Annotated in this window: 11 protein-coding genes; 9 read left to right on the top strand and 2 right to left on the bottom strand. The window is 47.8% G+C overall.

The window, feature by feature from the left end:
* Nucleotides 1–559 precede the first annotated feature (559 nt).
* From ACKI3C_RS11845 to ACKI3C_RS11880, 8 genes are all read left to right on the top strand, one after another.
* Nucleotides 560–796, top strand: coding sequence for an acyl carrier protein (locus tag ACKI3C_RS11845; RefSeq protein ID WP_407405307.1), 237 nt, complete (start codon nucleotides 560–562; stop codon nucleotides 794–796).
* A gap of 42 nt (nucleotides 797–838) precedes the next feature.
* Nucleotides 839–2,122 carry a beta-ketoacyl-ACP synthase II gene (fabF, locus tag ACKI3C_RS11850; RefSeq protein ID WP_407405309.1) on the top strand — a complete coding sequence of 428 codons (1,284 nt, stop codon included), beginning with the start codon at nucleotides 839–841 and terminating at the stop codon, nucleotides 2,120–2,122.
* A gap of 21 nt (nucleotides 2,123–2,143) precedes the next feature.
* Complete coding sequence (rnc, locus tag ACKI3C_RS11855) at nucleotides 2,144–2,923, top strand: ribonuclease III (RefSeq protein ID WP_407405311.1); 780 nt, start codon at nucleotides 2,144–2,146, stop codon at nucleotides 2,921–2,923.
* A 716-nt stretch (nucleotides 2,924–3,639) separates the two neighbouring features.
* Nucleotides 3,640–4,629: a type IV toxin-antitoxin system AbiEi family antitoxin gene (locus tag ACKI3C_RS11860; protein WP_407405313.1), complete on the top strand. Its 990-nt coding sequence runs from the start codon at nucleotides 3,640–3,642 to the stop codon at nucleotides 4,627–4,629.
* Nucleotides 4,619–5,404 carry a hypothetical protein gene (locus ACKI3C_RS11865; RefSeq protein WP_407405315.1) on the top strand — a complete coding sequence of 262 codons (786 nt, stop codon included), beginning with the start codon at nucleotides 4,619–4,621 and terminating at the stop codon, nucleotides 5,402–5,404. The genes ACKI3C_RS11860 and ACKI3C_RS11865 overlap by 11 nt, the downstream gene beginning before the upstream one ends.
* 188 nt (nucleotides 5,405–5,592) lie before the next feature.
* Nucleotides 5,593–5,874 (top strand): DUF1294 domain-containing protein, encoded by a 282-nt coding sequence (locus ACKI3C_RS11870; protein ID WP_407405317.1) that lies wholly within the window; start codon nucleotides 5,593–5,595, stop codon nucleotides 5,872–5,874.
* A gap of 17 nt (nucleotides 5,875–5,891) precedes the next feature.
* Nucleotides 5,892–6,443, top strand: a complete 552-nt coding sequence (locus tag ACKI3C_RS11875) for a sugar O-acetyltransferase (RefSeq protein WP_407405319.1) — start codon at nucleotides 5,892–5,894, stop codon at nucleotides 6,441–6,443.
* 1 nt (nucleotide 6,444) lies between these two features.
* A complete protein-coding gene (locus tag ACKI3C_RS11880; RefSeq protein WP_407405321.1) occupies nucleotides 6,445–7,773 on the top strand; it encodes an MATE family efflux transporter in 1,329 nt (442 codons plus the stop codon).
* Nucleotides 7,774–8,102: 329 nt separating this feature from the next.
* Here the strand turns inward: ACKI3C_RS11880 and ACKI3C_RS11885 are convergent, their stop codons facing one another.
* Both ACKI3C_RS11885 and ACKI3C_RS11890 read right to left on the bottom strand, forming a co-directional pair.
* Nucleotides 8,103–8,453 carry a hypothetical protein gene (locus ACKI3C_RS11885; RefSeq protein ID WP_407405323.1) on the bottom strand — a complete coding sequence of 117 codons (351 nt, stop codon included), beginning with the start codon at nucleotides 8,451–8,453 and terminating at the stop codon, nucleotides 8,103–8,105.
* A 12-nt stretch (nucleotides 8,454–8,465) separates the two neighbouring features.
* Complete coding sequence (locus ACKI3C_RS11890) at nucleotides 8,466–8,981, bottom strand: nitroreductase family protein (RefSeq protein ID WP_407405325.1); 516 nt, start codon at nucleotides 8,979–8,981, stop codon at nucleotides 8,466–8,468.
* Between the two features lie 128 nt (nucleotides 8,982–9,109).
* Between ACKI3C_RS11890 and ACKI3C_RS11895 the strand changes: the two genes are divergently transcribed.
* The gene (locus ACKI3C_RS11895; RefSeq protein WP_407405327.1) at nucleotides 9,110–9,967 is read left to right on the top strand and encodes a DUF4465 domain-containing protein; all 858 of its coding nucleotides are present in this window, start codon (nucleotides 9,110–9,112) and stop codon (nucleotides 9,965–9,967) included.
* Nucleotides 9,968–10,169: the final 202 nt, after the last annotated feature.

Below are 10,169 nucleotides of genomic sequence, written 5' to 3' on the forward strand. Positions count from 1 at the left end.
GTTCTGCGTGTCGGCTTTCAGCCTCTCATTACAAAATCATGTGAGATCCCCGCGCGGATAAAAATCTATTGTAGTATAGTTACAACAGATTGCTCTGATTTAACTGAATAAGAAATTATTTTAATTTCTTTCAGTTATTATTAAATCAGTGAGATCAGTGAGATCCGCGCGGGGAGTTCCATTGGTGAATAGTTACGCCAGTGTGGCAACAACACAGCAATAGGCTTTCCACGCGCGGATCTCACTGATGACGCAGATGAAAATTTTCAGAAATTAAAATAATTAGAATAATCAACTCAACTTACGCAAGTCGAAGTGTGTCTATGAGATTTGCGCGGGGGAAATCACATTCCTGAAATGATTCGTAAGGGAGGAAAATGTGTTAAAATATCTTTAATTTTATAAACATTTAGGCCATAAAAGACAAAAAATACTCAACGGGGTGCAATTTATGGAAAAATTTCTTTAATATTTGAATAATAATTATTTCCTTTGCAGTCGATTTTGAAGAGAAATTTATAAAATCAATTAATTAATAATCAAACAAAAATTTACAACTATGTCTGAAATTGCTGAAAAAGTAGTATCAATTATCGTAGACAAACTGGGCGTTAGCGAATCAGAAGTAACTCCCGAAGCAACATTCACTCAGGACCTCGGTGCTGACTCACTCGACACTGTAGAGCTCATCATGGAACTCGAGCGCCAGTTCGACATCCAGATCCCCGAAGACAAGGCAGAAGGTATCCAGACCGTAGGTGACGCTATCAGCTATATCGAAGCTGCTAAGGCTTAAGGAATTACTTAACCATAATCTTTTAATTTCCACTTTCACTCTATGGAATTAAAGAGAGTAGTGGTAACAGGTCTTGGTGCAATCACACCCCTTGGCAATGACGTTGAGACCGTATGGAACAACGCCGTCAATGGTGTGAGTGGAGCAGGGCCTATTACTAATTTTGACGCATCGCTGTTCAAGACACAGTTTGCATGTGAGGTTAAGGACTTTAACCCCGCCGACTATCTGTTGAACCCTGATGATCGTCGTGAGTTGAAGGATTTCAAGAAATATGACAAGTACACACAGTTTGCCCTTGCTGCAAGCAAGCAGGCTGTTGATGACTCAAAGTTGCTCGAGAGCGACGCCGACCTCAACGAGGTTGGTGTTATCGTGGCATCAGGTATCGGTGGTCTGCACACCTTTGAGGAGCAGGCTGGTTACTATGCTATTCACCCCGAGCTGGGTCCCAAGTACAGTCCTTTCTTCATCCCGACAATGATTGCCGACATCGCAGCAGGTATCATCTCTATCAAGTATGGTTTCCGTGGTCCCAACTATGGCGTGGTTTCGGCTTGCGCCACTTCAACCACCGCAATGATCGACGCCTTCAACCAGATACGCATGGGCAAGGCAGTCGCTATAGTCACTGGTGGTAGCGAGGCTTCGGTTTATCCTGCTGGTGTGGGTGGCTTCAACTCGATGCACGCACTGTCAACCCGCAACGATGACCCCCAGGCTGCATCACGCCCCTTCAGCGCTTCGCGCGACGGTTTCGTGATGGGTGAGGGTGCTGTTGTCCTCGTGTTTGAGGAGCTGGAGCACGCTCTGGCTCGCGGCGCTAAAATCTATGGCGAGGTAATAGGCGGCGGCATGAGCGCCGACGCTTACCACCTGACTGCTACCCACCCCGAGGGCCTGGGTGCAAAGCTCGTGATGAAGCGCGCTATCGAGGATGCAGGCATCAAACCAGAGGACGTGGACTATGTAAACGTACACGGCACATCAACTCCCGTGGGCGATGTTTCAGAGGCAAAGGCAATCGCCGACCTCTTTGGCGAGCACGCTTACAAGCTCAACATCAGTTCTACCAAGTCTATGACCGGCCACATGCTGGGCGCTACCGGCGCTATGGAGGCTCTGTTCTGCGTCAAGGCTTGCCAGGACGATATTGTTCCCCCCACTATTAACCACAAGGATGACGACCTGGACGAGAACATCGACTATAAGATGAATTTCACCTTCAACAAGGCGCAAAAGCGTGAAGTCAATGTCGCTCTGTCTAACACATTCGGTTTCGGTGGACACAACGCCAGCATCATCGTAAAGAAGTACAAAGGGTAACACACGTCAATCTCATTTGATATGGTGTTTTCCCGTCTCATATCACTCATAAAGCTCCTTTTCATCAAGGATAAGGAGCTTTATGTTTATGTGCATAGCATCAGCGGATACTATCCTGGTGATATTGAGCTATATAAACTCGCCCTTGTGCACCGCAGCAAGCCTGTGCAGCTGCCCGACGGGCGATGGGCCAACAACGAGCGACTCGAGTTTCTGGGCGATGCCGTGCTCGATCTCGTGGTGGCCGACTACCTCTATGAAATTTATCCTGGTAAACACGAGGGATTCCTTACCTCAACACGTGCCAAGATCGTGCAGCGCGAGAGCCTCAACCGCATAGGCAAGGCCCTGCACATCGAGAGCCATGTGAGCGCATCGCCACACTCATCGTCACACAACAGTTACATCGCGGGAAATGCCGTTGAGGCAATCGTGGGAGCCATGTATCTCGACCAGGGATATCACCGCACACGCCGTTTCATCATCGACAGGCTCATCAAGCAGCACTTCGACCTCAACGACCTCATCAAGACCGAGCAAAACTTCAAGTCACGCCTCATCGAGTGGACGCAAAAGTATCGCGTCACCATCGAGTATGAACTTGTGGATACCTACAACGATGCCGACAACAACCCCATCTTCCGCACGGCCGTGATCCTGGGGGGCATCTATGCCGGCGATGCCACGGGCTACAGCAAGAAAGAGTCGCACCAGGGCGCGTCAAAGATTGTGCTAGAGCGAATTAAGACCGACCGCATCTTCCGCGAACAAGTACTCTCAACCACCACTGCCAGCAACTAAAAACCACTGAAACAGAAATAAGGGAATTTTAGTTCATATTGGACGAATTTTGATTTTGAGGTAACTATTCAGCAATGGAACTCCCCGCGCGGATCTCACTGAACTCACTGATTTTTTCATTGAAAATATATATTTTTGTGGATTTTTTAGACCTCAGGGAGGTCGTAACTTTGGTTAACCGCTGGTCGCAGACCTGCGGGCTGCCGGTGGGGGTGTAAAGTGTGACAAAATCGCGGTTGAAGACCGCTACCTCGAGACGAACAAGGTGGCGGTCTCCAACCGCAGTATAGTGTATCGCGTTTACCCTGCCCTGCCTTCGCTTGCGCTCAGTTAGGACAGGGTTATGTGAGGGTGTGTCAAAATGCGCTTTCCAAGTGTTTGGTGGATATGAATTTGGACTGAACAATGTGTGGAGATATTTAGAAGAAAAAACAAGTCAATTGTATTTGGCTTAGGTTATAAGTTTGATTGACCACCATTGAGGGATAAATGGCTCGAAATAATTCGGCCATTTATTTTGTTCGATTACACCTGCACAATATGTAAATTATCGGCAATAACCCTCGAAAATTGCCGATAATTTACATTTCAACTACTAAAGAAATATAAAAATGGACTCACAAGTGTAAATATTATAGAAAAGCTTGGTTAATCAAATTCTGTTCAGTAATTTTGCAGCGTTCATCAATTTATGAACATATATAAAACAATGAACAATGACATCGATTAAAGAGAAAGAACTTATAGCCCAAGCGTGCAAAAAACTCTCAGACAAGTTGGATGGTTGTGATGTCTCAAGCATCATGCCACAGAACAGAATCCTTGATTCAACTATTTCTGTGGCAGATACCACTTTTGGAGTAATAGCAAAAAGTGTTGTCATGAGCTCAAACATGTCATTTACCATGCAACAAGCTAAGGATGCACATGAAGCAACAAACCTACCCATTCTGTTAGTGATAGGTTATGTTCAGCCTTCTATTATGCAAACCATGTATGATAACGGAATTAGTGTGATTGATTATGCCGGAAACTGCATGATCAAGCACGGACTTTTATGTGTGAATGTCTCTGGTCAGAAGAATACATATAGGAATGACATTAAGAGCCATGCCCTATCAGAAGGTGCAATCAAACTTATATATAGATTCCTTTCTGACAAATCGTTTGTAGGCAAGGCATATCGAACCATTTCAAGTGAGACAGGCATGTCTCTAGGCTCTATCAAGAATGCTATTGAGGAACTGACCAATAGGCAATTTGTCATGCATACAGACAAAGGTAGGAGGCTCATTAACGAGGACAAGTTATTGGAACTATGGGTTCAGGCATACAATCAGACCATCAGACCCAAACTGATGCTCAGAAGAATGAGTTTCAGGACAGACGAGATGCGTAGCAACTGGCAGGAGATAAATCTGCCAGAGGGCATGTTATGGGGCGGTGATTGTGGTGCATACCTTACAGATGGTTATCTCGTTCCAGGTTCGTTCGATATATACACATCAAAACCAAGTGCAATGTTGATGACAACAGGTATGGTAATGCCAAATGAGAATGGAGAAATCACTCTATACCAGAAGTTCTGGAATGATGACGATGACACCAAGGTTGCACCAAAGCTAATAATATATGCAGACCTCATGAATAGTGGCGACAGCCGCCAGATAGAGGCAGCACAAAGATTGATAAAGAATGGAATATAAAATAGACAAGACAAAGTTTGCCAATGATCCTCTGTACGAGACACTGGCAGCTTTGCAGAAATCGTTGGAGCAACTGAATCTCCAGTTGTACGTTGTAGGAGCATGTGCAAGGGATATTGTAATGAAAGTTCTAAATGTTCCAGCTTCGGCAAGGCGTACCATTGATATTGACGTTGCCATCGCTCTTGATAATTGGGAAATGTTTGACAAGGTATCGGAACTGCTTCAACAGAACCATTTCAAGAAAGATCCGTATGCCAAGCAGAAGTTCTATTATAAAGGTAAGGACGGAACCAACGACTATGAAGTTGATGTCGTTCCGTTTGGACCTCTTGCAAACAACGAGGTAATAGGATGGCCTCCTGAGGGCAATCCGGAAATGTCGGTAAGATGTTTTGAGGATGTTATGAAGGAGGCAGACACAATTATCGTGGACGGGAATGTACGGTTCTGCATAGCATCGCTAAGTGGTCAGTTCCTGATAAAGCTCGACGCTTGGATAGACCGTCACCTGAAAACTGATAAGGATGCCCGTGACATGTTCTACATCATAGACAACTTCTACTGGACTTCCATCGTTGACAAGTTCCCACCACCAGAGCAGGTGACCAATTCCGATGCCCCTGCATTTGACGACTTCGTAGCAGGGGCGCAATGGATAGCATCAGAACTCCGTTCATTACTATCAGACGAACACTGTGCGTACTATGTGGACTTCATCAATAGCGAACTATCGTTAGAAGATAACAGCAAACTCGTTCAGCATCTTGTTTGACCTTCAAAATCAATTAGCACATGACAGAATAAGAAATATACGACTTGAAATCACCACACGGGAGGCAGGCCTGGACTGCGACAGAAAAAATGTGAAATTGCTAAGGCTTGGTTGAGGGGGGCTGGGAGTACACAATTTGTAGCAAAAACTTGCGTATTATAAAATTTGTTACTACCTTTGACAACGAAATGATACAGTTATTACTTTGCTACATTGCTTTTATCAATCTGGTGACCTTCGGGGTGTACTGCTTTGACAAGTATAAGTCTTGCCATCGCAAGTGGCGCAGAACGCGCACTCCCGAATCTACTTTGCTGCTGCTTGCCGCAATGGGCGGCAGTGTGGGCGCGCTGCTGGCTATGCTGTGTTTCCGCCACAAGACCCGTCACAAGAAGTTCTACATCGGTGTGCCCGCTATACTGCTGGCGCACGCCGCTATTGCAGTGTGGTACTTGACTGACTCTTACTAAATCTGACTTTTTACTCCATGACCGAAAAAGAGAAAATGCTTGCCGGCATGATATATGATGCATGCGACGAGCAGCTTTTGCTGGAATTGAACGCCACCAAGGACCGCGTGTGGCAGTACAACGCCTTGCGTCCCACCGACTATGCCTCGCGACTGGCTATGATCAAGGAGATTCTGGGCCAGTGCGATGACGACACGTTCATCAACCAGCCGTTCTATTGCGACTATGGCAAGCACATCAAGGTGGGAAAGCGTTTCTTTGCCAACTTCAACTTCACTGTTCTTGACGAAGCCCTGGTGACCATAGGAGACGACTGCTTTGTGGGGCCCAACGTGGGCATCTACACTGCCTGCCACAGCACCGACCCCATGGAGCGCAGGACCCGTCAGGAGTGGGCTCTGCCTGTGACCATAGGCAACGACGTGTGGATAGGCGGCGGAGTGACTATTCTTGCCGGCGTAACCATAGGCGACAACGTGACCGTGGGCGCTGGGTCGGTAGTGGTGAAGGACATACCGTCTAACGTGGTGGTTGCCGGCAACCCGGCACGCATCATCAAGAAATTGTGACATGAGATTTTTTTACCCAAAAGAATATAAAGCGCTCTTCAAGCTGGGTCTCCCCATCACCATAGGTCACGTGGGACTCACGTTCCAGAACCTTGCCGACAATGTGATGGTGGGGCAGCACAGCACTGCCGAGCTGGGGGCCGTGGGGTTTGTCAACAGCATGTTCGTGCTGGCGCTACTGCTCACCATTGGCTACTCGATAGGGGCCGTGTCGCAGATAGGCGCGCTGTATTCACAGGGCAACAAACCGCGCATCGTGGATGTGCTCAAGAGCAGCATCGTCACCAACTTCGGGCAAGGGATTATCATCTGCATAGCCCTGGTGGCGCTATACTTCGCCCTACCCTACATGGGTCAGCCCGAGGAATTGCTGCCGCTCATGCGTCCCTACCTGGTGATACAGATCTTGTCGCTGCCGTTCATGGTGGTGAACAGCGCGTTCAAGCAGTTCACCGATAGCATCAACGACACCGCCGTGGCCATGACAATCACACTCATAGGCAATGTGTGGAACATCGTGGGCAACTGGCTGCTCATCTTCGGGCACTGCGGGTTTCCCGAGATGGGCATCGAGGGAGCTGGATGGGCCACCATGTCGTCGCGCGTGGTGATATTGCTGCTCACCCTGGCTGTGTTCTTCTTGCGTCCCAAGTACAAGGAATATGTGCAACTGTGGCGCACCCGCCGTGCCAATGCCAAGGACATGCTGCTGCTCAACCGCCTGGGATGGCCCATCGCCATACAGATGGGGCTTGAGACGGCATCGTTCACCGTGGTTACGATTTTCCTGGGATGGATGGGGACTAACGTGCTGGCTGCTAACCAAGTGATGATAAGCATGACCAATCTCATCTTCATGTTCTTCATAGGCATTTCCAATGCCGTGACCATACGCGTGAGCAATCACAATGGCCTTCACGACATGCAAGGCGTGCGCCATGCGGCATTTGCCGGGTGGCAGATGATATTTGTGATAAGCGTGGTTTTGAGCACGATAGTCTTCGTCTTGCGAAATGACATCTCGCACCTGTTTACCGACAGCGCCGAGGTTGCTGCCATCGTGAGCACTCTTGCCTACCCGCTCGTGCTGTACCAACTGGGCGACGGCATACAATGCACCTTTGCCAACGCCTTGCGCGGACTGGGCGACGTGACAAAGCTGATGAAGTACTCCTTCATCGCCTACATCGTCATTTCCCTGCCGTTGAGCTACTTAATGGGCGTAGTGCTTAACTGGGGCGCGCTGGGTGTGTGGATGGCATTCCCCGTGAGCCTCTCGGTAGCAGCTGTGCTCTACCTGAAACGCTTCCTCAAGGTGTCTCGCCTGTAAGGGTACCTTGGGTAATATCCCCGCGCACGTCTCACGAAAAAAATCAACAATAATTATATATTTGTAGTTAATTTTCAGTGTATTTCAAGCGCAGTGCCATCACCTTTTCATACAATCTAAGAGAAAAAGGGCACTTCGCTTGAAATTAACTAAAAATCCACAAAAAATTTTTTCTTTTGTTCTTATGTCAAAAAAACAATAGATTGCTGATTTAAGCTGAATAAGAAATTATTCTAATTATTTTAATTTCTTTCAGTTATAATTAAATCAGTGAGTGAAATCCGCGCGGGAGTCCTCAGTTATTGCCGTATAGTTACTGTAAAAGGGTATTATTCCTCGTTCAAGTCAAGTCTTTTGCCGAAAGCCAGCACCGAGGGGGTGCCTTCGCCGGGAAGCGGCATGAAAATCTTCACGCTCTGCGGCTTGCCCTGCTTGTCACGGCACGAGAAATCATAGTTCATGCCAGCCACGACCTGACTCTTAACGGTCTCGGGCGTTAACTCATTGAGCACGGGATAAATCTTGGCAACAGAGTCCCACACTTCCATCTCCTGGGCGGTCACCTTTGCCTCTTTAGAATATCCTCCGCATGTCACATTCATGTCATTGTCGGCCTTGTGGCACTGACATCCGCACAGGGTGCTCACACACGCCAGCACGGCAACGATAAGTTTCTTCATGTCAATATATGTTTAGATTCTTGTCACAGTTTCGCTGATGGGTTTGCGAGAGAAGTGGTTGACCAGCGGCTCAGCACCCTCGGCGGCAAATCCTAGGTCAAGTAGCATGAGCACCTCCTCGTTGCCGGGCAGGTTGAGAGCACGTGCCAGCTCGGCAGGGTCGAAGAAGTTCACCCAGCAGCTATCCACACCAGCATCGTGAGCCGCCAGCACCATGTGCGTAGCCACGATAGTAGCGTCCTCGGCACCCGAGTCACGCTTTCCGCCAGGATAGGTAAACACGTTGTCCTTGTCCCAAGCCACCACAAGCACGGTGGTTGCTCCGTAGCGGCACGGCGTGCAGGAGTCGATGGCAGCCAGTGCTTCCTTGCTCTGCGCCACATAGATGTGCTGCTCCTGCAGATTCTTGGCGGTGGGTGCCACACGTCCCGCCTCGAGGATTGCCTCAAGCTGTTGCTCACTTATCACCTTCTCGGTGTCATATTTCTTGCAGGAATACCTGCCCTTGATTACTTCGCTAAATTCCATAATTCTGTGTTTAATATTATACTGACTGTCAAAGATACAATAAAAATTCTGTCTCTACCCGTTTTTTGCGATAAAATTTGTAACTTTGCATCAAAATTCAATTTTGTATTACTAAAGATTCTTACCAAATGAAGAAATTTTACTCTATCCTTTGCGGTCTGGCACTCGCTTGTGGCATGACTGCCAATGCTTATGATTTAGTCACTTTTGAGGACTTTGACTTGTGCGAAGACGGCCATGCTTTTATACCCCATGAATATGACATGGTGTATTCTGGTGACTTCTGGTTCTCTTGTAATAGTAATTATGGTTACTGGAACGGCATTACAGTGTCGAGGACAACCAGCAACACCTTTGCAGGACTTGACGACCAGTACAACGCAATCACTGGTGGCGGTTGCGATGGCTCAAAGGCTTTCGCGATAGCTTACTACAGCGAGTATGACGCTAACAACAGCGAGCAGTATCCTGAAATAATGGAATTGTCTGAAGGCGCTCCATTCTACCCCGAGTATGTTTATGTCACTAACACTGCCTACGCAGTAAATTCAATGGAGAACGGTGACGCGTATGCCAAGAAGTTCGACGAGAACGACTACCTCAAGGTCATCTTCAAGGGCATGGCTATTGATTGGGATAAGGAGCAAGTAGAATTGGTTGAGACCGGAACTCAGGTAGAGTTCTACCTCGCCAAGGACGGCAAGATCGTCAAGGATTGGCAGAAGGTTGACCTCAGCACGCTTGGAGAGGTTAGTTTAATCCGCATGGTGATGGACTCAAGCGACAAGGGCACATGGGGCATCAACACTCCCACTTACTTCGCATTCGACAACTTCAAGGCAAGCAAGACCCCCGTTGACCCCTCAACAGGCATCAACGACGTGAAGGTTATCGGCACCAAGGCCTACAAGACCATCGAAAACGGCCAGGTTATCATCGTGAACGGCAACACCCGCTACGACATGACAGGCCGCGTGATCAAGTAAAGATTTTGCAAAATCCCCGCGCATATTTTACGGATGTAACTATTCAGCAATAGAATTTTGCAGAGTTCCAGCCCAGACCTTATGAAAATCTTTCTCTCGCACAAAGCATAAGGCAAAGAGAGGCTGAAAGCCGACACGCAGAACGCAGTTCTGCACATAACCCTGTCCTAACTGAGCGCAAGCGAAGGCAGGGCAGGGTAAA

Source organism: Sodaliphilus sp. (assembly GCF_045598405.1).
In the GTDB taxonomy this organism is placed as follows: domain Bacteria; phylum Bacteroidota; class Bacteroidia; order Bacteroidales; family Muribaculaceae; genus Sodaliphilus; species Sodaliphilus limicaballi.

Coding starts and splice junctions, on each gene's coding strand:
- ACKI3C_RS11845 (WP_407405307.1), top strand. CDS start 560: ATGTCTGAAATTGCTGAAAAAGTAGTATCAATTATCGTAGACAAACTG.
- fabF (WP_407405309.1), top strand. CDS start 839: ATGGAATTAAAGAGAGTAGTGGTAACAGGTCTTGGTGCAATCACACCC.
- rnc (WP_407405311.1), top strand. CDS start 2,144: ATGGTGTTTTCCCGTCTCATATCACTCATAAAGCTCCTTTTCATCAAG.
- ACKI3C_RS11860 (WP_407405313.1), top strand. CDS start 3,640: ATGACATCGATTAAAGAGAAAGAACTTATAGCCCAAGCGTGCAAAAAA.
- ACKI3C_RS11865 (WP_407405315.1), top strand. CDS start 4,619: ATGGAATATAAAATAGACAAGACAAAGTTTGCCAATGATCCTCTGTAC.
- ACKI3C_RS11870 (WP_407405317.1), top strand. CDS start 5,593: ATGATACAGTTATTACTTTGCTACATTGCTTTTATCAATCTGGTGACC.
- ACKI3C_RS11875 (WP_407405319.1), top strand. CDS start 5,892: ATGACCGAAAAAGAGAAAATGCTTGCCGGCATGATATATGATGCATGC.
- ACKI3C_RS11880 (WP_407405321.1), top strand. CDS start 6,445: ATGAGATTTTTTTACCCAAAAGAATATAAAGCGCTCTTCAAGCTGGGT.
- ACKI3C_RS11885 (WP_407405323.1), bottom strand. CDS start 8,453: ATGAAGAAACTTATCGTTGCCGTGCTGGCGTGTGTGAGCACCCTGTGC.
- ACKI3C_RS11890 (WP_407405325.1), bottom strand. CDS start 8,981: ATGGAATTTAGCGAAGTAATCAAGGGCAGGTATTCCTGCAAGAAATAT.
- ACKI3C_RS11895 (WP_407405327.1), top strand. CDS start 9,110: ATGAAGAAATTTTACTCTATCCTTTGCGGTCTGGCACTCGCTTGTGGC.